The sequence below is a fragment of the Pseudomonas sp. LFS044 genome (assembly GCF_047978245.1).
Taxonomy (GTDB): domain Bacteria; phylum Pseudomonadota; class Gammaproteobacteria; order Pseudomonadales; family Pseudomonadaceae; genus Aquipseudomonas.
The window spans coordinates 45,770-68,181 of sequence record NZ_JBFPFX010000023.1 but is presented as its reverse complement, the minus strand read 5'-3'; the positions used below and the strand labels follow the sequence as shown (position 1 = coordinate 68,181).

20 protein-coding genes are annotated in these 22,412 nt (G+C 63.1%); 15 read left to right on the top strand and 5 right to left on the bottom strand.

The window, feature by feature from the left end:
* Positions 1-30 precede the first annotated feature (30 nt).
* The 9 genes from ACNQPL_RS19095 to ACNQPL_RS19055 all read left to right on the top strand — a co-directional run bounded on the left by ACNQPL_RS19095 (position 31) and on the right by ACNQPL_RS19055 (position 10,809).
* Positions 31-399: a DUF5064 family protein gene (locus tag ACNQPL_RS19095; protein WP_306379056.1), complete on the top strand. Its 369-nt coding sequence runs from the start codon at positions 31-33 to the stop codon at positions 397-399.
* Positions 400-564: 165 nt separating this feature from the next.
* Positions 565-2,073 carry a sigma-54-dependent transcriptional regulator gene (locus ACNQPL_RS19090; protein ID WP_346611926.1) on the top strand — a complete coding sequence of 503 codons (1,509 nt, stop codon included), beginning with the start codon at positions 565-567 and terminating at the stop codon, positions 2,071-2,073.
* Between the two features lie 152 nt (positions 2,074-2,225).
* On the top strand, positions 2,226-3,431 hold the full coding sequence (gene gltS / locus ACNQPL_RS19085; RefSeq protein WP_416467567.1) for a sodium/glutamate symporter: 1,206 nt from the start codon (positions 2,226-2,228) through the stop codon (positions 3,429-3,431).
* 312 nt (positions 3,432-3,743) lie between these two features.
* Positions 3,744-4,127, top strand: a complete 384-nt coding sequence (gene gcvH / locus ACNQPL_RS19080; protein WP_416467566.1) for a glycine cleavage system protein GcvH — start codon at positions 3,744-3,746, stop codon at positions 4,125-4,127.
* A 10-nt stretch (positions 4,128-4,137) separates the two neighbouring features.
* Positions 4,138-6,993 carry an aminomethyl-transferring glycine dehydrogenase gene (gene gcvP, locus ACNQPL_RS19075; RefSeq protein ID WP_416467565.1) on the top strand — a complete coding sequence of 952 codons (2,856 nt, stop codon included), beginning with the start codon at positions 4,138-4,140 and terminating at the stop codon, positions 6,991-6,993.
* Positions 6,994-7,135: 142 nt separating this feature from the next.
* Positions 7,136-8,512, top strand: a complete 1,377-nt coding sequence (locus tag ACNQPL_RS19070; RefSeq protein ID WP_416467563.1) for an L-serine ammonia-lyase — start codon at positions 7,136-7,138, stop codon at positions 8,510-8,512.
* Between the two features lie 27 nt (positions 8,513-8,539).
* Positions 8,540-9,661 (top strand): glycine cleavage system aminomethyltransferase GcvT, encoded by a 1,122-nt coding sequence (gene gcvT, locus ACNQPL_RS19065; RefSeq protein ID WP_416467561.1) that lies wholly within the window; start codon positions 8,540-8,542, stop codon positions 9,659-9,661.
* Positions 9,662-10,018: 357 nt separating this feature from the next.
* On the top strand, positions 10,019-10,231 hold the full coding sequence (locus tag ACNQPL_RS19060) for a cold-shock protein (RefSeq protein WP_012316046.1): 213 nt from the start codon (positions 10,019-10,021) through the stop codon (positions 10,229-10,231).
* 89 nt (positions 10,232-10,320) lie between these two features.
* Positions 10,321-10,809, top strand: a complete 489-nt coding sequence (locus ACNQPL_RS19055) for an RDD family protein (protein WP_346611932.1) — start codon at positions 10,321-10,323, stop codon at positions 10,807-10,809.
* Between the two features lie 52 nt (positions 10,810-10,861).
* Here the strand turns inward: ACNQPL_RS19055 and lptG are convergent, their stop codons facing one another.
* Together lptG and lptF are read right to left on the bottom strand one after the other, a co-directional pair.
* Positions 10,862-11,923: an LPS export ABC transporter permease LptG gene (lptG, locus tag ACNQPL_RS19050; protein ID WP_346611933.1), complete on the bottom strand. Its 1,062-nt coding sequence runs from the start codon at positions 11,921-11,923 to the stop codon at positions 10,862-10,864.
* Positions 11,916-13,031, bottom strand: a complete 1,116-nt coding sequence (gene lptF / locus ACNQPL_RS19045; protein ID WP_346611934.1) for an LPS export ABC transporter permease LptF — start codon at positions 13,029-13,031, stop codon at positions 11,916-11,918. Before lptF ends, lptG begins: the two co-directional genes overlap by 8 nt.
* A gap of 289 nt (positions 13,032-13,320) precedes the next feature.
* On the opposite strand from lptF, the gene ACNQPL_RS19040 reads away from it, so the two are divergent.
* The 5 genes from ACNQPL_RS19040 (at position 13,321) to rlmF (ending at position 19,833) form a co-directional block, all read left to right on the top strand.
* Entirely contained in the window at positions 13,321-14,814 is a 1,494-nt protein-coding gene (locus ACNQPL_RS19040; protein WP_346611935.1) for a leucyl aminopeptidase, read from the top strand.
* A 50-nt stretch (positions 14,815-14,864) separates the two neighbouring features.
* Positions 14,865-15,296: a DNA polymerase III subunit chi gene (locus tag ACNQPL_RS19035; protein ID WP_416467560.1), complete on the top strand. Its 432-nt coding sequence runs from the start codon at positions 14,865-14,867 to the stop codon at positions 15,294-15,296.
* Positions 15,297-15,301: 5 nt separating this feature from the next.
* Positions 15,302-15,679: a DNA polymerase III subunit chi gene (locus tag ACNQPL_RS19030; RefSeq protein WP_346611937.1), complete on the top strand. Its 378-nt coding sequence runs from the start codon at positions 15,302-15,304 to the stop codon at positions 15,677-15,679.
* Between the two features lie 185 nt (positions 15,680-15,864).
* Complete coding sequence (locus ACNQPL_RS19025) at positions 15,865-18,711, top strand: valine--tRNA ligase (protein ID WP_346611938.1); 2,847 nt, start codon at positions 15,865-15,867, stop codon at positions 18,709-18,711.
* Between the two features lie 171 nt (positions 18,712-18,882).
* The gene (gene rlmF / locus ACNQPL_RS19020) at positions 18,883-19,833 is read left to right on the top strand and encodes a 23S rRNA (adenine(1618)-N(6))-methyltransferase RlmF (RefSeq protein WP_416467558.1); all 951 of its coding nucleotides are present in this window, start codon (positions 18,883-18,885) and stop codon (positions 19,831-19,833) included.
* Between the two features lie 51 nt (positions 19,834-19,884).
* Here the strand turns inward: rlmF and ACNQPL_RS19015 are convergent, their stop codons facing one another.
* Entirely contained in the window at positions 19,885-20,166 is a 282-nt protein-coding gene (locus ACNQPL_RS19015; RefSeq protein WP_346611940.1) for an HU family DNA-binding protein, read from the bottom strand.
* A gap of 392 nt (positions 20,167-20,558) precedes the next feature.
* On the opposite strand from ACNQPL_RS19015, the gene yejK reads away from it, so the two are divergent.
* The gene (gene yejK / locus ACNQPL_RS19010) at positions 20,559-21,566 is read left to right on the top strand and encodes a nucleoid-associated protein YejK (protein WP_346611941.1); all 1,008 of its coding nucleotides are present in this window, start codon (positions 20,559-20,561) and stop codon (positions 21,564-21,566) included.
* On the opposite strand, the gene ACNQPL_RS19005 is transcribed toward yejK, so the two are convergent.
* Positions 21,567-21,851: a GIY-YIG nuclease family protein gene (locus ACNQPL_RS19005; RefSeq protein ID WP_416467556.1), complete on the bottom strand. Its 285-nt coding sequence runs from the start codon at positions 21,849-21,851 to the stop codon at positions 21,567-21,569. It lies immediately after the preceding gene.
* Positions 21,852-21,890: 39 nt separating this feature from the next.
* Complete coding sequence (locus ACNQPL_RS19000) at positions 21,891-22,361, bottom strand: nuclear transport factor 2 family protein (RefSeq protein ID WP_416467555.1); 471 nt, start codon at positions 22,359-22,361, stop codon at positions 21,891-21,893.
* Positions 22,362-22,412: the final 51 nt, after the last annotated feature.

The window sequence follows — 22,412 nt, the reverse complement described above, 5'->3', positions numbered from 1 at the left end:
GCCATTTTCGACCTTCCGGAGGACCCCGCCATGGCTCAGTTTCAACCCGGTCACGTGCACATCGAGCGCACTGCGCTGAACAGCGCCGACCACAGTTACGACCTCAACATCGAGTACGAAGCGACGCAAGATCCCAAGGAAGGGCGCGGCATACAGTTCCACATGCATGGCAGCATCGAAGGCAAGACGGTTGATGAAAAGTTCTTTCTGCCCAAAGACCAGGTGCTGCCCAGCTTCCTGATGGTGATGAGCCGCAAGGCCCAGGCCCACCTCGCCCCACCCAAGAAATTCGAAACCCTCAGCTCACCGCACAAGATCTACGACGCAATGTTCGAAGACATCCGCGCCAAGCTGGATGTGAAGTCCGGCGACTCGATCAAGCCAGAACATCTCGAGTGATTCCCTTCGCGGCAAGCCCGCCCCCACAGGTACTGCGCTGCACTTGAACACAGCGCAGTACCTGTGGGAGCGGGCTTGCCCCGCGCTGGGATCACCGCTCAACTTTGGCCAGAACCCCGTATCAGGGCATACTGAGGCCCTCCCCGGCCACAACCCACCTCCCCCATGCGCATCCACGTCAGCTTCATCGACCGCGTCGGCATCACCCAGGAAGTCCTTGCCCTGCTCGGTGCCCGCAACCTCAACCTGGACGCTGTGGAGATGGTCCCGCCGAACGTCTACATCGACGCCCCGACCCTCAGCCCCGCCGTGCTCGAAGAGCTGCACGATGCACTGTTCGAAGTGCGGGGCGTACAGTCGGTGGACGTGGTCGATATCCTCCCCGGCCAGCGCCGCCACCTGCAGCTCGATGCCCTGCTGGCCGCCATGAGCGACCCGGTGCTGGCTGTGGACAGCGCCGGCCAGGTGTTGCTGGCCAACCCCGCGCTGATTGCCCTGTGTGGCCGCGAATCTGCCGGGCGTTCAGTCGGCGAACTGTTCGGCGACCCCGGCCTGTTGCAGGCATTGCTGGACAACAACTTCCACCTGCCGATGCGCGAGATGCAGCTCAACGGCCAGAGCCTGCTGCTGGATGCCACGCCCATCACCAACGCCGGCGGCCTGTTGACCCTGTACCCGCCCAACCGCATGGGCGAACGCCTGTCGGCCCTGCACCACGACCATGCCGAAGGCTTCGATGCACTGCTCGGGGAGTCCCCGGCGATTCGCACCCTCAAGGCCCGAGCGATGCGCGTGGCGGCCCTCGACGCACCGCTGTTGGTGCATGGCGAGACGGGCACCGGCAAGGAGCTGGTAGCCCGCGCCTGCCATGCCATCAGCAGCCGGCACGCCGCGCCATTCCTCGCCCTCAATTGCGCCGCGCTGCCCGAAAGCCTGGCCGAGAGCGAACTGTTCGGCTACGCCCCCGGCGCCTTCACCGGCGCCCAGCGGGGTGGCAAGCCCGGGCTGATGGAGCTGGCCAACCAGGGCACGGTGTTTCTCGACGAGATCGGCGAGATGTCGCCGTACCTGCAGGCCAAACTGTTGCGGTTTCTCAGCGACGGCAGCTTCCGCCGCGTGGGCGGCGACCGTGAGGTAAAGGTCGATGTGCGCATCATCAGCGCCACCCACCGCGACCTGGAACGCATGGTTGCCGAGGGCACCTTCCGCGAGGACCTGTTCTACCGCCTCAACGTGCTCAACCTGCAGGTGCCGCCGCTGCGTGACCGCGGCCAGGACATCCTCATGCTCGCGCACTACTTCATGCAGCAGGCCTGCACGCAAATCCAGCGCCCCGCCTGCCGCCTGACCCCGGCCACCCACTCGGCAATGCTGGCCAACCCATGGCCGGGCAACGTGCGCCAGCTGCAGAACGTGATCTTCCGCGCGGCGGCCATCTGTGAAAGCAACCTGGTGGACATCGGTGACCTCGACATTGCCGGTACCTCAGTCGCGCGCGGGCAGGATGGGGAGGTGGGGAGCCTTGAGCAGGCAGTGGGTGATTTCGAGCGCGAGCTGTTGCAGCGCTTGTATGCCAGCTACCCCTCTACGCGCCAGTTGGCCGGGCGGCTGCAGACCTCCCATACCGCCATTGCCCAGCGGTTGCGCAAGTACGGTATTCCAGGCAAAGCCTGAAGTGCCTGATGCACGCCTTCATTTCAACAAGGTGAAATCCCAACATTATTCAGAATTCTCCTAGCCGTAGTGGGCTGACATTGCCCCTAAACTCGCCCACCCCAGGCGACCCCCTGCAGTGTTCGCCTCTAATAGAGCAAAGAGTAACCTGAATGCTTGCACTCGATTTCTACGGCACACTGGTGGCCGCTTCCCTGGTGCTTCTACTGGGGCGTGGCCTTGTTACACGCATTGGTTTCTTGCGTACCTACAACATTCCCGAACCGGTCGCCGGAGGTTTGGTGGTTGCTCTGCTGCTATTGGGCCTGCGTGCATTGGACCTGCACGTGCAGTTTGATACTTCATTGCAAACACCCTTGATGCTGGCGTTTTTTGCGACCATCGGCTTAAGTGCCGACATTGCCAGCCTGAAAAAAGGCGGCCGCATTGTCGGTATATTCCTGCTGGCGGTGACCGGGCTGCTGCTGGTGCAGAATGCGATGGGCATTGCCCTGGCAAAAGCGTTGGGGCTCGATCCCTTGATGGGTTTGCTGTCAGGGTCGATTTCCTTGTCGGGCGGCCACGGCACAGGCGCTGCGTGGGGTGCCACCTTCAGTGAAAAATACGGCCTGGCCTCTGCCAGTGAACTGGCACTGGCGGCAGCCACGTTTGGCCTGGTGCTGGGCGGCCTGATTGGCGGGCCGGTCGCACGGCTACTCATCAAGCGCGTGCAAACCCCCGGTATGGGACAGGAAATGCCGCGTACTCCCAAGGGCTTTGAACAGCCCAACAAAGAACGTCTGATCACGCCCTTCACAATGATCGAAACGCTTGCGCTGATCGCAGTCAGCCTGATGGGAGGCTCCTTGCTGAACAGCATGCTCCACGGTACAGCGTTCGAGTTGCCGACATTCGTTTGCGTATTGTTCGTGGGGGTCTTGCTGCGCAACGGGCTGTCATTGCTGGGTGTGTATCAGGTCTTCGAACGTGAAGTTTCAGTACTAGGGAATGTCAGCTTGTCGCTGTTCCTGGCCATTGCGCTGATGTCGCTGAAATTATGGGACCTGGCTGCACTGGCTCTGCCGTTCTTCGTTCTGCTGGCAGCGCAAACTTTGGTGATGGCGCTGTTCGCGATCTTCGTGACGTTCAGAATCATGGGCAGCAACTACGATGCAGCGGTGCTGGCAGCAGGGCACTGTGGTTTCGGGCTCGGTGCCACACCTACTGCGATTGCCAACATGCAGGCGGTAACGCAGCGTTTCGGTCCGTCGCAGATCGCTTTCCTGGTGGTACCGATGGTTGGGGCGTTCTTCATCGATATCATCAATGTAATCGTGATCAAGCTGTACCTGGCGCTGCCTTTCTTCGTCGCCCTTTGACGGCTGGTAGTCGGACCAAGCGCCCTGTCGCGACGCATCGCGCACAGGGCTGTACCGAAAACGATACATCGTATTGAATTCAATACAGAGCCATTCCAGTCATCGTGGACAAGGGTTTGATCCTCCGAACCTTTTCGTCCTCGCTTGTTCTGTAGCGTTTTCATTCCACATTATTGATCGCATGTTTGGCCGATTATGTTATCTAATTGATTTCTAACGATTTTTTGTTAGTGGCCGCATTTTTGCTTATGGAACCTCAACCCAAGAGCGCGTACCCACCGCGCCCAACGCCCTGCTTCCCGAGGATTTCCCATGAGCGAGTTGCGTTTCACCGAAGATCACGAATGGCTGCGCGTCGAAGCCGACGGTAGCGTCACCGTAGGCATCACCGCCTACGCCCAGAATGCCCTCGGCGATGTGGTCTACGTGCAACTGCCGGAGTTGCAGCAGTACGACAAAGGTGCCGAAGCCTCCACCGTCGAGTCGGTCAAGGCCGCCAGCGGTGTGTACATGCCACTGGCCGGTGAAGTGGTCGCCGTCAACGATGGGCTCAACGACAGCCCGGAGCGGGTCAATGAAGACCCGCTGGGCGAAGGCTGGTTCTTCCGCTTTATCCCGGCTGACATGAGCGAAGTAACCGCCCTGCTCGACCAGGACGCATACGACCGCCTGATCAAAGCCAACGACGACGCCTGAGGACCTGAACATGACCATCAACCTCGGCACCGCCAACGAATTCATCGCCCGCCACATCGGCCCACGCGCCGCTGATGAGCAGGCCATGCTGGCCACCCTGGGCTTCGACACGCTGGAGGCCATGACCGCCGCTGTCATCCCCGACAGCATCAAAGGCACCAGCGTGCTCGGCTCGCAAGACGGCCAGAGTGAAGCCGATGCCCTTGCCACACTGAAGGCCATCGCCAGTAACAACCAGCTGTTCAAGAACTACATCGGCCAGGGCTACTACAACACCCACACCCCCGCACCGATCCTGCGCAACCTGCTGGAAAACCCGGCCTGGTACACCGCCTACACCCCATACCAGCCAGAGATTTCCCAAGGCCGCCTGGAAGCCCTGCTGAACTTCCAGACCTTGATCAGCGACCTGACCGGCCTGCCGATCGCCAACGCCTCCCTGCTCGACGAAGCCACTGCCGCAGCCGAGGCCATGACCTTCTGCAAGCGCCTGTCGAAGAACAAGGCCAGCCATGCCTTCTTCGCCTCCGTGCACTGCCACCCGCAGACCCTCGACGTACTGCGTACCCGTGCCGAGCCGCTGGGCATCGAGATCGTGGTCGGCGACGAGCGTGAACTGGGCGACGTCAGCGCCTTCTTTGGTGCACTGCTGCAATACCCGGCCAGCAATGGTGAAGTGTTCGACTACCGCGAGCTGGTGCAGCGCTTTCACGCCGCCAACGCGCTGGTGGCCGTTGCTGCCGACCTGCTGGCCCTGACCCTGCTGACCCCGCCGGGCGAGTTCGAGGCCGACGTGGCCATCGGCAGCGCCCAGCGCTTTGGCGTGCCACTGGGCTTTGGTGGCCCGCACGCGGCCTACTTCGCCACCCGTGACGCCTTCAAACGCGACATGCCGGGCCGCCTGGTCGGCGTGTCGATCGACCGCTTCGGCAAGACTGCCCTGCGCCTGGCCATGCAGACGCGCGAACAGCATATCCGTCGCGAGAAGGCCACCAGCAACATCTGCACCGCCCAGGTGCTGCTGGCCAACATCGCCAGCATGTTCGCCGTGTACCACGGCCCTGCCGGCCTCAAGCGCATCGCCGAGCGCACCCACGCGCTGACCGCCATTCTCGCCGCCGGCCTGAAAACCCTGGGCGTGGAGGTGGTCGGCGACACCGCTTTCGACACCCTGACCCTGGCCACCGGCAGCGCCACTGCCAGCCTGCACGACAAGGCTCGCGCTCAGCGCATCAACCTGCGCCAGGTCGACGCCGCCCACCTGGGCCTGTCGCTCGACGAAACCAGCACCCAGGCCGATGTCGAGGCGCTGTGGCAGCTGTTCGCAGGCGAACAGGCGCAACCCGACTTCGCCGCCCTGGCCGCCAGCACCGGCTCGCGCCTGCCGGCCACCCTGCTGCGCCAGTCGGCGATCCTCGAACACCCGGTGTTCAACCGCTACCACAGCGAAACCGAGCTGATGCGCTACCTGCGCCGCCTGGCCGACAAGGACCTGGCGCTGGACCGCAGCATGATCCCGCTGGGTTCGTGCACCATGAAGCTCAATGCCGCCAGCGAAATGATCCCGGTGACCTGGGCCGAATTCGGCAACCTGCACCCGTTCGCCCCGGCTGAGCAAAGCCAGGGCTACCAGCAGCTGACCACCGAGCTGGAAGCCATGCTGTGCGCCGCCACCGGCTATGATGCCGTGTCGCTGCAGCCCAACGCCGGTTCACAGGGCGAGTACGCGGGCCTTCTGGCCATCCGTGCCTACCACCGCAGCCGCGGCGACAGCCATCGCGACATCTGCCTGATCCCTTCTTCGGCCCACGGCACCAACCCGGCGACTGCGCACATGGCGGGCATGCGTGTGGTGGTCACCGCCTGTGACGCGCGTGGCAACGTCGATGTTGAGGATCTGCGCGCCAAGGCCATCGAGCACCGCGAACGCCTGGCCGCGATCATGATCACCTACCCGTCCACCCACGGGGTGTTCGAGGAGGCGATCGGCGAGATCTGCGCGATCATCCATGACAACGGCGGCCAGGTGTACATCGACGGCGCCAACATGAATGCCATGGTCGGCCTGTGCGCCCCGGGCAAGTTCGGCGGCGACGTTTCCCACCTGAACCTGCACAAGACCTTCTGCATCCCCCACGGCGGTGGCGGCCCGGGCGTTGGCCCGATTGGCGTCAAGTCGCACCTGGCACCGTTCCTGCCAGGCCACGCGCAGCTGGAAAACCGCGAGGGCGCCGTCTGCGCCGCGCCGTTCGGCAGTGCCAGCATCTTGCCGATCACCTGGATGTACATCCGCATGATGGGCGGTGCCGGCCTCAAGCGCGCCTCGCAGATGGCGATCCTCAACGCCAACTACATCGCCCGCCGGCTGGAAGAGCACTATCCTGTTCTGTATACCGGTGGCAATGGCCTGGTCGCCCACGAGTGCATCCTCGACCTGCGCCCGCTCAAGGACACCAGCGGCATCAGCGTCGATGACGTTGCCAAGCGCCTGATCGACTTCGGCTTCCACGCCCCGACCATGTCCTTCCCGGTGGCCGGCACGCTGATGATCGAACCGACCGAAAGCGAAGCCAAGGAAGAGCTGGACCGCTTCTGCGACGCGATGATCCAGATCCGCGAAGAGATTCGCGCCGTGGAAAACGGCAGCCTGGACAAGGACGACAACCCATTGAAGAACGCGCCGCATACCGCAGCCGAGCTGGTGGGCGAGTGGGCACATGGCTACAGCCGCGAACAGGCCGTCTACCCGCTGGCGAGTCTGGTGGAAAGCAAGTACTGGCCGCCGGTGGGCCGGGTCGACAACGTGTTTGGTGACCGCAACCTGGTGTGCGCCTGCCCGTCGATCGAGAGCTATCAGGACGCCTGACCAGGCTCTGCGGCCTAATCGCCGGCAAGCCGGCTCCCACAGGGTCTCCAGTGCTTCCCAGACTGGTGCCGTACCTGTAGGAGCTGGCTTGCCAGCGATCGAGTGCGCAGCACTCGCCTTTACTCTCCGGAGGGAACAAGCAATGTCCCTGAGCGTCTTCGACCTGTTCAAGATCGGCATCGGCCCCTCCAGTTCCCATACGGTCGGCCCGATGCGCGCCGCCGCGCGTTTTGCCGAAGGCCTGCGCCGTGACGGCCTGCTGGCCAGCACTGTCAGCGTCAAGGCCGAGCTGTATGGCTCGCTGGGCGCCACCGGCAAGGGCCACGGCAGCGACAAAGCGGTGTTGCTCGGCCTTGAAGGCGAGCACCCCGACACCGTCGATACCGAATCCATCCCCGCCCGCCTGCAGGCCATCCGCAGCAGCGGCCAGCTGCACCTGCTCGGCGAACACGAGATCGCCTTCGTCGAGAAGCAGCACCTGGCGATGATCCGCAAACCGCTGGCGTATCACCCCAACGGCATGATCTTCCGCGCCTTCGACGCCGCCGGATTGCAAATCCGCAGCCGCGAGTACTACTCGGTCGGCGGTGGTTTCGTGGTCGACCAAGATGCCGCCGGGCAGGACCGCATCGTCGAGGACAGCACCGTATTGACCTACCCGTTCACCACGGCCAAGGCGCTGCTCGGGCATTGCACCGCGCAGCACTTGTCGGTGAGCCAGGTGATGCTGGCCAACGAGGCCGCCTGGCGCCCGGAGGCCGAAACACGTGCTGGCCTGCTGCGGATCTGGCAGGTGATGCAGGACTGCGTCGAGGCCGGCTACCGGCATGAGGGCATCCTGCCCGGGGGGCTCAAGGTCAAGCGCCGCGCGCCGGCCCTGTACCGCCAACTCAGCCAGCACCCGGAAGCCAACCTGCGCGATGCGTTGTCGGTACTGGACTGGGTCAACCTGTACGCCCTCGCGGTAAACGAGGAAAACGCCTACGGCGGGCGCGTGGTCACCGCACCGACCAACGGGGCGGCGGGCATCGTCCCGGCCGTGCTGCACTACTACATGCGCTTCGTCCCGGGTGCCAGTGAGGACGGCGTGGTGCGCTTTCTGCTCACCGCTGCGGCGATCGGCATCCTGTACAAGGAAAACGCCTCGATTTCAGGGGCCGAGGTCGGCTGCCAGGGCGAGGTCGGCGTGGCCTGCTCGATGGCCGCCGGGGCCTTGTGCGAAGTGATGGGCGGCAGTGTGCAACAAGTGGAGAACGCCGCCGAGATTGGCATGGAACACAACCTCGGCCTGACCTGCGACCCCATTGGCGGGCTGGTCCAGGTGCCCTGCATCGAGCGCAACGCCATGGGTTCGGTGAAGGCCATCAATGCGGTGCGCATGGCCTTGCGCGGCGACGGGCAGCATTACGTGTCGCTCGACAAGGTCATCCGCACCATGCGCCAGACCGGCGCCGACATGAAAAGCAAATACAAGGAGACCGCCCGCGGCGGTCTGGCCGTCAACATCATCGAATGTTGACCCGACACTAAACCTGAGGAGTCACCGATGTCCGAAACACTGCACAAGACCCCGCTGCACGCCCTGCACCTGGAACTGGGCGCGCGCATGGTGCCATTCGCCGGCTTCGACATGCCGGTGCAGTACCCGCTGGGCGTGCTCAAGGAACACCTGCACACCCGCGAGCACGCCGGGCTGTTCGATGTCTCGCACATGGGCCAGATCATCCTGCGCGGCCGGGACGCAGCCCTGGCTCTGGAAAGCCTGGTGCCGGTGGATATCGTCGACTTGCCGGTAGGCATGCAGCGCTATGCCATGTTCACCAACGAGCAAGGCGGTATCCTCGACGACCTGATGGTCGCCAACCTGGGTGACGACACGCTGTTCCTGGTTGTAAACGCCGCCTGCAAGGACCAGGACCTGGCCCACCTGCAGCAGCACATCGCTGGCCGGTGCGAGATTCAACCGCTGTTCGAGGAACGGGCTCTGCTCGCCCTGCAAGGCCCGGCAGCGGTCAAGGTGCTGGAGCGCCTGGCACCGGAAGTGGCTGGCATGACGTTCATGCAGTTCCGGCCTGTGACCCTGCTGGGTGAAGACTGCTTTGTCAGCCGTTCGGGCTACACCGGCGAAGACGGCTACGAGATTTCGGTACCGGTTGGCGCTGCCGAGGCCTTGGCCCGGCGCCTGCTGGCCGAGCCAGAAGTGCAGCCGATCGGCCTGGGCGCCCGCGACTCGTTGCGCCTTGAAGCGGGCCTGTGCCTGTATGGCCATGACATGAACACCGAGACCACGCCGGTCGAGGCCAGCCTGCTCTGGGCCGTTTCCAAGGTGCGTCGCGCCGACGGCGCGCGTGCGGGCGGCTTCCCCGGTGCCGAGGCGATCTTTGCCCAGCAGCAAGCCGGCGTGGCGCGTAAGCGTGTAGGCCTGCTGCCGCAAGAACGCACGCCAGTGCGCGAAGGTGCAGAGATTGTCGACGCGTCGGATAAACCCGTTGGCAAAGTGTGCAGTGGCGGCTTTGGCCCGACACTTGGCGCGCCGGTTGCAATGGGTTATGTCGATATCGAACATGCCGCGCTCGACACCCCCTTGTTTGCACTCGTGCGCGGCAGGAAGGTTGCCTTGAAAGTCAGTAAAATGCCTTTTGTGGCGCAACGTTACTACCGCGGCTGAAGACATGACATGAGGTTTGCGGGAAGGTTCTACTTATTCGATTTCGAACCTTCCCAATAACTTTTGAACATGCCGCCAGGCCAGGCACCATGCCGTTTGCGACGTGCCAGCCGGTAGTCGAAAAAAGCGCGATTTTCCAGTTGACCCAGGGCTTGTTTTTTTCTTGGGAGTTGGCGTAGAGTCACAGCACTGTGTTTGCATGGGTCGCAACAGTTCGTGACCTGGGCCAGTAGCCGCAATTTGCTACAACCCGTTCGACGTGACTTACTTTCCTGCAACCCAGCCCAGTGATCTTTCACTTCTAAATAACGTGAAAGAAACTGTCATTAAAATTTAAGCTTCATAGGAAATAAGACAATGGCTGAGCGTCAGAACGGTACCGTCAAGTGGTTCAATGACGAAAAAGGTTACGGCTTCATCACCCCAGAAAGCGGTGCTGATCTGTTCGTGCACTTCCGTGCTATCGAAGGTAACGGCTTCAAGAGCCTGAAAGAAGGCCAGAAGGTCACTTTCGAAGCCGTCCAGGGCCAGAAAGGCCTGCAGGCTGACAAGGTTCAAGTCCTCGGCTAAGCCGCACGACTTCGAAGAAAGCCCCTGCCCCGTGCAGGGGCTTTTTTTTGCCCGTAGAATGGCGGCTTCGCCACTCGGAGCCGTCCTGCATGTCCAAACCTCTGCTGTCACCCCAGGGTGAATTCCCCCCGGTCGGCCTCGGCCGGCGCCTGGCGGCGATGTTCTACGATTTTCTGCTGTGCACGGCGCTGCTGATCGTCACCGCAGGCGCGTACAAGATGATCCAGATGACGGTCATCGGTGAGGCCCGCATGCGTGAGTTGACCGATGCCGGCGCATTGGATGGCGACCCGCTGCTGTCGACGATCCTGCTCTTTGCACTGTTCGGTTTTTTTGCCAAGTTCTGGACCCATGGCGGGCAGACCCTGGGTATGCAGGTATGGGGCGTGCGTGTGCAGAACGCCGATGGCAGCGCAATCAGCCTGTGGCAGGCGCTGTTACGGTTTATCGTGTCGATTGCGTCGTGGCTGTGCCTGGGGCTGGGCTTCTTCTGGTCGTTGATCGACAAGCGCAAGCGCGGCTGGCATGACATCTACTCGGACACGCAACTGGTGAGGGTGCCGAAGCAGAAAAAATGACACTCACAAAAAAGCCGACCTCAAGGTCGGCTTTCGTGTATCGCTCAGGCCGTCATCCCGCCCGGCGCAGTAACCAGACACCCGCCAGGGCACAGATGCCCGCAGGGATCAGCACCGCCAACAGAGGCGGGAACCCGAACACCTGGCTCGAAGGGCCAAGCAGGTCGCCGGCAATACGGAACACGAAGCCCACCAGCACACCGGTGAACACGCGTTGGCCGAGCGTCACTGAACGCAGCGGGCCGAAGATGAAGGAAATCGCCATCAGCACCAATGCAGCGGTAACTGCCGGCTGCAGCACCTTGGTCCAGAACGCCAGCCAGTAACGGGCATTGTTCAGCCCCTGATCGGACAGGTAGTGGATGTAGTCCCACAGGCCGGTGATCGACAGCGACTCCGGCGCCAGCACCACGGTGTTGAGCAGTTGTGGGGTGACCGAGACATCCCACTGCTCTTCCGGGCTCTTGATCACTTCGGTGTGGTCGCCACGGAAGTAAGTGGTGCTGACATCGTTGAGCACCCAGTGATCGTTCTCGTAGCGGGCGCGGCGGGCGAAGCTGGAGGTGACGATCTTGCGCTCGTCGTCGAAGCGATAGCGGGTCACCCCCAACAGCAGGCCATTTGGCTGCACCGAGTTGATGTGCACGAATTCGTCGCCTTGGCGGTGCCACATGCCACGCTTGGAGCTCTGTGCCTCACCGCCACCCTGGGCCAGCGAACGGTCGGCCTGGGCCTTGTTCTCGCTGACCGGTGCCACGTATTCGCCGATCAGCAGGCCGACCAGCATCAGCACCAGCATCGGCTTCATTACCGCCCAGACGATACGCCCGATGGAGACGCCGGCGGCACGCATGATGGTCAGCTCGCTGTTGCTGGCCAGGCTGCCCAGGCCGATCAGGCAGCCGATCAGGGCCGCCATTGGCAACATGTCATAGAGCCGACGGGGCGCGGTGAGCAGCGTGAACCAGCCGGCATCCAGCACGGTGTAGGTGTCGCTCAGGTCGCTCATTTCATCGATGAAGGCGAACAGTGACGCCAACCCGAGAATAATGCCGAGCACGGCCAGAATGGCTACCAGCACACTCATGCCGATATAGCGGTCGAGCTTAACCATGGGCCACCTCCGCACGGCGGGCGGCGCGCTTGAGGCGCAGCGGCTCCCAGTACATCAGCGCAAGGCCGATGAGCAGGAACAGGCCATGCACCCACCACATGCCCAAGGCGATCGGCAGTTTGCCTTTCTCCAGGGCGCCACGAACGGAAATCAGCATCGTCAGGTAGGCCATGTACAGAAGAATCGCCGGCAGCAGCTTGAGGAAGCGGCCCTGGCGTGGGTTGACCCTGGCCAGCGGCACGGCCAGCAGGGTCACGATGAATACCAGGATCGGCAGCGAAATACGCCATTGCAGCTCGGCACGTTCGCGCAGCCCTTCCTGGCCGATGAGTTGCGAGGTAGGGATGGCTTCGCGCTCGGTCACTTCCTCGCTCACTTCCGGCTTGGGCAGCAGCACGCCGTAGGTGTCGTACTTGATCGCACGGTAGTCGGCCTGGCCCGGGTTGCCGTCATAGCGGTAGCCGTTCTGCAGTACCAGGTAGCGGTTGCCGTCGGCCTGCACTTCCTGGTGGCCCTTTTCGGCCACCAGCACAGACGGTGCACGGTCCTTGGTCTTGTCCTGGTTGAAGCGTTTTTCGGAGATGAACACACCGGTGAGGTTGCTGCGGTCATCGGTCAGCTGCTCGGTGTAGGTCACCCTGGAACCATCGCGCAAGGTCTGGAAGCGGCCCGGCACCAGGGTGTCGAACTCGGTCAGGGCGTCCTGCTGGCCAATGATCTTCTGCACCTGGGCAACACCCAGCGGCGCCAGGCTCAGGCTCAGCCACGCCACCAGCAGCGCGACCAGCGCAGCGGGTGCCATGGTCATGCCGAGCAGGCGTTGCTGGCTCATGCCAGTGGCCGAGAGCACGGTCATTTCGCTTTCCAGGTACAGCCTGCCGTAGGCCAGCAGAATGCCAAGGAACAGCCCCAGTGGCAGGATCAGTTGCAAGAAGCCAGGCAGGCGGAAGCCCATGATCAGGAACAGCACGCTCGGGTCGAGCACGCCCTGGGCCGCCTGGGCCAGGTACTTGATGAAGCGCCCGCTCATGATGATCACCAGCAGCACAGCGCTGACGGCGCTCAAGGTCACGAGGACCTCGCGGGACAGATAACGAAAGACGATCAAACCAGACACTCCTGGGTTGTCAGGGGCGGACTGCCTAACAAAGGCTTACGACAGCCAAGACCAATGCCGGTTCGCCGGGGGCGAACCTCCATGTAAAGTGCGCGCATTATCCTGTGATTGACTGCGCCTGTCACTTGGCCTCGCATGAACGCGGACAACGGGGTTGTCAGCACACTTGCCAGAGGCTCAAACTGGCAGCTTTTCCACTGGTACGCGACCACGCGGCCAGGCCCGCCCAGAGCGCGAGCGTTCAAAGCGCCAACTGCACAGATCATTCGGGGACCCTGACATGGAACTGGTTGTAAAAAGCGTAGCTGCTGCATCCGTAAAAACCGCCACTCTGGTCGTAGCGGTCGGTGAAGGGCGCAAGCTCGGCGCCGTGGCCAAAGCCGTCGACCAGGCTGCCGACGGCGCCATCAGCGCCGTACTCAAGCGTGGCGACCTGGCCGGCAAGCCCGGCCAGACCCTGCTGCTGCAAGGCCTGCCGGGCCTCAAGGCCGAGCGCGTGCTGCTGGTAGGCAGCGGCAAGGACGAAGCGCTCGGTGACCGCGCCTGGCGCAAACTGGTCGGCAGCGTCGCGGGCGTGCTCAAAGGCCTGAACGGCGCCGACGCCGTGCTGGCGCTGGACGACATCGCCGTCAACAACCGCGATGCCCATTACGGCAAATACCGCCTGCTGGCCGAAACCCTGCTCGACGGCGAATACGTGTTCGACCGTTTCAAGAGCCAGAAGGCCGAACCACGCGCCTTGAAAAAAATCACCCTGCTGGCCGAAAAAGCCGGCCTGGCCGAGGTCGAGCGTGCGGTCAAGCATGCCAGCGCCATCGCCACCGGCATGGCATTCACCCGCGACCTGGGCAACCTGCCGCCGAACCTGTGCCACCCAAGCTTCCTCGCCGAACAGGCCAAAGAGCTGGGCAAGGCCCACAAAGGCCTGAAGGTCGACGTGCTGGACGACAAGAAGATCAAGGACCTGGGCATGGGCGCGTTCTACGCGGTGGGCCAGGGCAGCGACCAGCCACCGCGCCTGATCGTGCTCAACTATCAGGGCGGCAAGAAGGCGGACAAGCCGTTCGTGCTGGTGGGCAAGGGCATTACCTTCGATACCGGCGGCATCAGCCTCAAGCCAGGCGCCGGCATGGACGAAATGAAGTACGACATGTGCGGCGCTGCCAGCGTGTTCGGAACCCTGCGCGCGGTCCTCGAGCTGCAACTGCCGATCAACCTGGTGTGCCTGCTGGCCTGTGCCGAGAACATGCCAAGCGGCGGCGCCACCCGCCCGGGCGACATCGTCACCACCATGAGCGGGCAGACCGTCGAAATTCTCAACACCGACGCCGAAGGCCGGCTGGTGCTGTGCGACACCCTGACCTACGCCGAGCGCTTCAAGCCGCAGGCGGTGATCGACATCGCCACCCTGACCGGCGCCTGCATCGTCGCCCTGGGCAGCCACACTTCGGGCCTGATGGGCAACAACGATGACCTGGTCAGCCAACTGCTCGACGCCGGCAAGCGTGCCGACGACCGCGCCTGGCAACTGCCGCTGTTCGACGAGTATCAGGAGCAGCTGGACAGCCCGTTCGCCGACATGGGCAACATCGGTGGGCCCAAGGCCGGCACCATCACAGCAGGCTGCTTCCTGTCGCGCTTCGCCAAGGCCTACAACTGGGCGCACCTGGACATCGCCGGCACCGCGTGGGTTAGCGGTGGCAAGGACAAAGGCGCCACTGGCCGCCCGGTACCGCTGCTGACCCAGTACCTGCTCGATCGCGCCAGCGCGTGATGCCATAAGGCCGGTGGTGCCCCAGGCACTACCGGCCGGCAGACCGAACCATGAGCAAAGTCGATTTCTACATTCTGCCCACCGATGCGTTGTCGGCGCGGCTGGATTTCGCCTGCAAGCTGTGCGAGAAGGCCTGGCGCCTCGGCCACCGGGTCTATCTGCACTGCCAGGACGCCGAGCAGCGCAGCGAGCTAGACCTGCGCCTGTGGCGTTTCAAGGGTGAAGCCTTCGTGCCGCATGACCTCGCCGAGCTGCATGCCGATGCGACGGTGGCGCTGGGCCTGAGCGCCGAGAGTGCCGGCGAACACCGCGACCTGCTGATCAACCTGGGCGCCGATGTGCCCAGCTTTGTCGGGCAGTTCGAGCGGGTGGCCGAGATCGTCGTCGAGGAAGCGACCATCCGCCAATCAGCCCGCGAACGATTCCGTTTCTACCGCGAACAGGGCTATGCTCTGCAAGACCACCGCTTACAGCGACTTTAACGACGATGGACAAGCCTTCCGCCCTACCCGATTCCGCCCATCTGCTCGACGACCTGGAGTCCATTCGCCAGCTGCTGGGCGATTCCGACCTGCAGCCGCCGCTACTGACCGAGACCGTGGAGCAGATCCCGCTGTTGCTGGACACACCGGCCGGCAACACCTTGCCAGCGCCTGAACCGATCGCCGCCCCCGCCGAGGCGGCGCCCGAAGAAGATTCGCAGACCCGCCGCCAGGACACCCTGCTGCACCTGGAAGCCGAGCTGCGCGCCGCGGCGCAATTGATCATGCAGGACGTGATCAATGACTTTACCCCGCATATCGAGACCGAGATCAAACGCCGCCTCGATGCCCGCATCGAGCGGCTGATCAAGCGCTCCGAGTAAGCCTGTACCGGCCCCATCGCCGGCTAGCCGGTTCCCACAGGATTTGCCGCGCTGCAACCAGTGTGGGAGCCGCCTTGCCGGCGATGAGGCCAGGGCAGGCAACACAAGCACAGCTGTCGCCTCAAACCCCCACCTTGGTTATACTTCCCGGCTTTCCCGAATAAATGCACAGGGTCCCGCCGCGCATGGATAAGACCTACCAGCCGCACGCCATCGAAACTTCCTGGTACAACACCTGGGAGTCCGAGAACTATTTCGCTCCACAAGGTGCAGGCGAGTCCTACACCATCATGATCCCGCCACCGAACGTGACGGGCAGCCTGCACATGGGCCACGGTTTCAACAACGCGATCATGGACGCCCTGATCCGTTTCCGTCGCATGCAAGGCCGCGACACCCTGTGGCAGCCAGGTACCGACCACGCCGGTATCGCTACCCAGATGCTGGTCGAGCGTCAGCTCGAGGCCAAAGGCCAGAACCGTCACGACCTCGGCCGTGAAGCCTTCCTGGACAAGGTCTGGGAATGGAAGGAGCAGTCCGGCGGCAACATCAGCCGTCAGATCCGTCGCCTGGGCTCGTCGGTAGACTGGAGCCGCGAACGCTTCACCATGGATGACGGCTTGTCCGACGCCGTCAAGGAAGCCTTCGTGCGCCTGCACGAAGACGGCCTGATCTACCGCGGCAAGCGCCTGGTCAACTGGGACACCAAACTGCACACGGCCATCTCCGACCTCGAAGTGGAAAACCATGACGAGAAGGGCCACCTGTGGAACCTGCGCTACCCGCTGGCCGACGGCGCCAAAACCGCCGAAGGCAAAGACTACCTGGTAGTGGCCACCACCCGTCCGGAAACCCTGCTGGGTGACGCTGCGGTAGCCGTCAACCCGAACGATGAGCGCTACCAGGCGCTGATCGGCAAGTTCGTCGAACTGCCGCTGGTCGGCCGTCGCATCCCGATCATCGCCGATGATTACTGCGACCCCGAGTTCGGCACCGGCTGCGTGAAGATCACCCCGGCCCACGACTTCAACGACTATGAAGTCGGCAAGCGCCACAACCTGCCGCTGCTCAACATCTTCGACAAGAACGCCCTGGTGCTGCCTGCCGCCCAGGCCTTCAACCTCGACGGCAGCGTCAACGAGCAGGCCGACACCCGCCTGCCCGCCCAGTACGCTGGCCTCGACCGTTTCGTCGCGCGCAAGCAGATCGTCGCCGACATGGACGCCCAGGGCTTGCTGGTCAGCATCGACGACCACGCCCTGAAAGTGCCCAAAGGCGACCGCTCCGGTACCATCATCGAGCCGTGGCTGACCGACCAGTGGTACGTGTCCACCAAGCCGCTGGCCGAGCCTGCGATTGCGGCCGTGGAAGATGGCCGCATCCAGTTCGTGCCCAAGCAATACGAAAACATGTACTTCTCGTGGATGCGTGACATCCAGGACTGGTGCATCAGCCGTCAGCTGTGGTGGGGCCACCGCATCCCGGCCTGGTACGACGAGGCCGGCCAGGTCTATGTCGGCCGCGACGAAGCCGAAGTGCGCGCCAAGCACAACCTGGGTGCGGATGTGGTGCTGCGCCAGGACGACGACGTGCTCGACACGTGGTTCAGCTCGGGGCTGTGGACTTTCTCCACCCTCGGCTGGCCTGAGCAGACCGAATTCCTCAAGAAATTCCACTCCACCGACGTACTGGTCACCGGCTTCGACATCATCTTCTTCTGGGTTGCCCGGATGATCATGCTGACGATGCACCTGATCAAGAACGAAGATGGCACCCCGCAGGTCCCGTTCAAGACCGTGTACGTGCACGGCCTGGTCCGTGACGGCCAGGGCCAGAAGATGTCCAAGTCCAAGGGCAACGTGCTGGACCCGCTGGACATCGTCGACGGCATCACCCTGGACGCCCTGCTGGAAAAACGCACCAGCGGCATGATGCAGCCAAAGCTTGCCGAGAAGATCGCCAAGCAGACCAAGGCCGAGTTCCCCGAAGGCATTGCCAGCTACGGCACCGACGCCCTGCGCTTCACCTTCTGCTCGCTGGCCTCTACCGGCCGCGACATCAAGTTCGACATGGGCCGCGTCGAAGGCTACCGCAACTTCTGCAACAAGATCTGGAACGCCGCCCGCTACGTGCTGGACAAGGGCGAGGACTGCGGCCAGAACGGCGAAGCCTACGAGCTGTCGCTGGCCGACCGCTGGATCATTTCGCAGCTGCAGCGCACCGAAGCGGAAGTGACCCGCCAGCTCGAGCAGTTCCGCTTCGACCTGGCCAGCCAGGCGCTGTACGAGTTCATCTGGAACCAGTACTGCGACTGGTACCTGGAGCTGTCCAAGCCGGTACTGTGGGACGAAAACGCCCCGGTCGAACGCGCCCGCGGCACCCGTCGCACCCTGGTGCGCGTACTGGAAGTGGCGCTGCGCCTGGCGCACCCGTTCATGCCGTTCATCACCGAAGAAATCTGGCAGCGCATCGCGCCGCTGGCCGGCATCGACGGCAAGACCATCATGCTGCAGCCGTGGCCGGTGGCGAACGACAGCCGCATCGACGCCGCCGCCGAAGGCGACATCGAATGGCTCAAGGAGCTGATGGTGGGCCTGCGCAACATTCGCGCCGAGATGAACATCGGGCCGGGCAAGCCATTGCCGCTGTTCCTGAAGAACGCCAACGCCGACGACCAGCGTCGCCTGCAGGAAAACGAAGCCCTGTTGAAGAAGCTGGCCAAGGTCGAGTCGTTCACCGTGCTCGGTGATGCCGACGAAGCCCCGCTGTCCGCTACCGCCCTGGTCGGCGACCTGCAGGTACTGGTGCCGATGGCTGGCCTGATCGACAAGGACGCCGAGTTGGCTCGCCTGAACAAGGAAATCCAGCGCCTGCAAGGCGAAGTGCAACGCGTGGGCGGCAAGCTGTCCAACGCCGCCTTCGTCGACAAGGCACCGCCTGCGGTGATCGAGAAGGAGCGCGCCAAGCTGGCTGAGGCCGAGCAGGCCCTGGCCAACTTCACCGAACAGCATGCGCGGATTGCGGCGCTGTAACCTGATATTGCTTATCTGACCGGCGAGGGCTTCGCCCTCGTTCGCGGCACAAGGCCGCTCCCACAGGATAGTGGTGCTATCGCCAACATCACTATCCTGTGGGAGCGGCCTTGTGCCGCGAATGGGCCGCACAGCGGCCCCACGGCCAGCGATGCTCATTTGGATTCAAGCATGACCCAGAAACCCACCCTGCACCCGCGCAACCGCCACCAGGGCCGCTACGACTTCCCCAGCCTGATCAAGGCGCACCCTGACCTGGCCCGCTTCACCATCACCAACCCCCACGGCAAACCCAGTATCGACTTCGCCAACCCCGAAGCCGTGCGGGTATTCAACCGTGCGCTGCTCAAGGCGCAGTACGGCATTCAGCACTGGGACATTCCCGCCGACTACCTGTGCCCGCCCATCCCTGGCCGCGCCGACTACCTGCATGTCGCCGCCGACCTGCTGGCCGAGGACAACGCCGGCGAGGTGCCCAGGGGTGCCCAGATACGCGCCCTGGACATCGGTGTGGGTGCCAACTGCATCTACCCCCTGCTCGGCCACAGCGATTACCGCTGGCGCTTCCTCGGCTCGGACATCGACCCGGTGGCCCTGGCCTCGGCCAAGGCGATCGTTCAGGCCAATGGCCTGAACAAAGGCATAGCCCTGCGCCAGCAGGCCAACCCCAGGCACATCCTCGCAGGCTTGCTGCAAGCGGAGGAACGCTTCGACCTGACCCTGTGCAACCCACCCTTCCATGCCTCACGCGAGGAAGCCACCCGTGGTAGCCAGCGCAAGTGGAAGAACCTCGGCAAACAGGACCCCAAGCGCAAGCTGCCTGTACTCAACTTCGGCGGGCAAAATAACGAGCTGTGGTGTGAGGGTGGCGAGATTCGTTTCGTCAGCCAACTGGTCGGCGAAAGCGTGCAATACGCGCAGCAGGTGCTGTGGTTCACCAGCCTGGTGTCCAAGGCCAGTAACCTGCCCGGCATCGAAGCGGCGCTGAAGAAGGCCGGCGCCAAGGCTGTGCGCACCATCGAGATGGGCCAGGGGCAGAAGCAGAGCCGCATGGTCGCCTGGAGCTTCCATGACACGGACGCGCGCCAGGCCTGGCACGCCGCGCGTAAATCACAGGCATGAAAAAACCGCGCCCGGGCAAGCCGGGCGCGGTTTTGTCAAAGCTTCAACAAATTACTTGTTGACGGCGTCGGTCAGCGATTTGGCTGGGACGAACTTGACGACTTTCTTGGCAGCAATTTCGATGGCAGCGCCAGTCGAAGGGTTGCGGCCGGTACGGGCAGGACGCTCGGAGACTTTCAGCTTGCCGATGCCTGGCAGGGTGATTTCAGCGCCGTTTTCCAGTTGGTCGGCAACGATCTGGCCCAGTTGCTCCAGAGCGTTTTTGGCGGTGGCTTTCGGCTGAGCGATCGACTCGGCGATATCGGCAATCAGTTGGTCTTTGGTCAATGCCATGGTGGTGTTCCTTCCCTATCAAATTCAGTGGTTATGCAGCGCTCTACGACGTTATCGGGCCAGCCCCTGAATTCTGGAGGGCCGCGCCAATCGGGCATGTAGATGCGTAAATCGGCGTTTGGTTCGACACGGCGCAAGCACGCTGCCAGCAATGCGCCACCCGAGGTGCGCAAGACCGCGCAAAGCTACCACAGGAATGGATAAATATCCGCTGCCCGCATCAATTTAGTGCAGGTTTTTCGGGGGTTTTAGCCAAAATCGCAAAAAATTGAACAAAAAATCAACAACCGGCATTTCTGCCAACATCCGGCCACTGCATCACCTGCCGTCTGAGTTAAACTTGACGACTTTTGCAGCGCGGCGCCTGGCCGCCCCGACTCACCGAGAATTCCATGCCAATCCGTCACTGCATCGTTCACCTGATCGACAAGAAGCCCGATGGCAGCCCCGCCGTGCTCCATGCACGGGATACCGAGCTGGGCGCATCGGACGCTATCGAAAACCTGTTGGCCGACCTCAACGACAGCTACAACGCCAAGCAGGGCAAAGCCTGGGGGTTCTTCCACGGCGAATCCGGCGCCTACCCGCTGAGCGGCTGGCTGAAGCAGTACCTGGATGCGGAAAAGGACTTTGCGGCGTTCAGCCGCGTGGCCGTTGAACACCTGCAAAAGCTGATGGAAGAATCCAACCTCTCCACCGGCGGCCACGTCCTGTTCGCCCACTACCAGCAAGGCATGACCGATTACCTGGCCATCGCCCTGCTGCACCACAGTGAGGGCGTGGCCGTGAACGCCGAACTGGACGTGACGCCGTCGCGGCACCTGGACCTGGGCCAGCTGCACCTGGCGGCGCGCATCAACCTGTCGGAGTGGAAGAACAACCAGAACTCCAAACAGTACATCTCGTTCATCAAGGGCAAGAACGGCAAGAAGGTCTCGGACTACTTCCGCGACTTCATCGGCTGCCAGGAAGGCGTCGACGGCCCGGGTGAAACCCGTACCCTGCTCAAGGCCTTCAGCGATTTCGTCGAAAGCGAAGACCTGCCCGAAGAAGCCGCCCGCGAGAAGACCCAGACCCTGGTCGAGTACGCCACCAGCCAGACCAAACTGGGTGAGCCGGTGGCCCTGGATGAGCTGTCCAGCCTGATCGACGAAGACCGCCCCAAGGCGTTCTACGACCACATCCGCAACAAGGACTACGGCCTTTCGCCGGAGATTCCGGCGGACAAACGCACCCTCAACCAGTTCCGCCGCTTCACTGGCCGGGCCGAAGGCCTGTCGATCAGCTTCGAGGCGCACCTGCTGGGGGACAAGGTTGAATATGACGAGGTGGCCGGTACCTTGATCATCAAGGGCCTGCCCACGCAGCTGGTCGATCAGCTCAAGCGCCGCAAGGACTGATCAGCTGCTGGCATAGGAGGCGACCAACGCCTCCTTGGCCGACTTGCGCAGCTTCTTCACCAGCCGCTCCTGGCGCAATGCCTCGCCTTTGTCCGGCCATTGCTCCACATAGACCAGCGCCTGCGCCGGGCTGGTCTTGAAATACCGCGCCCCCTGCCCTTTCTGATGCGCCACGAAACGCCGCTGCGGGTCGTCACTGATGCCGCAGTACAGCGAACCATTGGCGGCACGCACCAGGTACACATACCAAGGTTTGCAAGTGGGGGTTTCGGCGGCTTCGCTCACGGGGTGTCTGACTGATCGCAAAGCCGACAGCTTAACCGCTCAGCGCGACTGCTGGAACGTGCGCAGCCCTTTGAATGCCTGCTGGCGCACCTTGTTCTGTAGCATCGGCGACCAGCCCAGCAGCACGCCCGGCACGCCCAGCGCCTGCCGCGACCAGCGCCACAGGTCGAAGTGGTCGTCATGCTGGCAGATCAGGCCGTCGCGGATGACGAACCGCGCCTGGATATCGTTGACCACCGTGCGGCCTGTCTGGCTGAACAGGTAAGTCGCCACCCAATGTGCCCCGGCGCTGCGCTCGTCGGCGCGAACCTGGTCGAAGGCCAGGGAAAAGTCCCTGGCGCGGGTGGTGAGCATCCGCCACATGTCGCCCGCATCGCGGCCGCGCAAGGTGCCGAAAACTGGGTCGCTGAAGACGATGTCGTCGCTGTAGCAGGCCACCATGGCTTCGGCGTCCAGGCGCTGGAAGGCTTGATAGAAGCGGGTGATCAGATCGCGGTTGGCATCGCTCATGGGCTGGTGCGTCCTGGGATTGAAGGTTGCACGATAATCTGCCCCGATTGC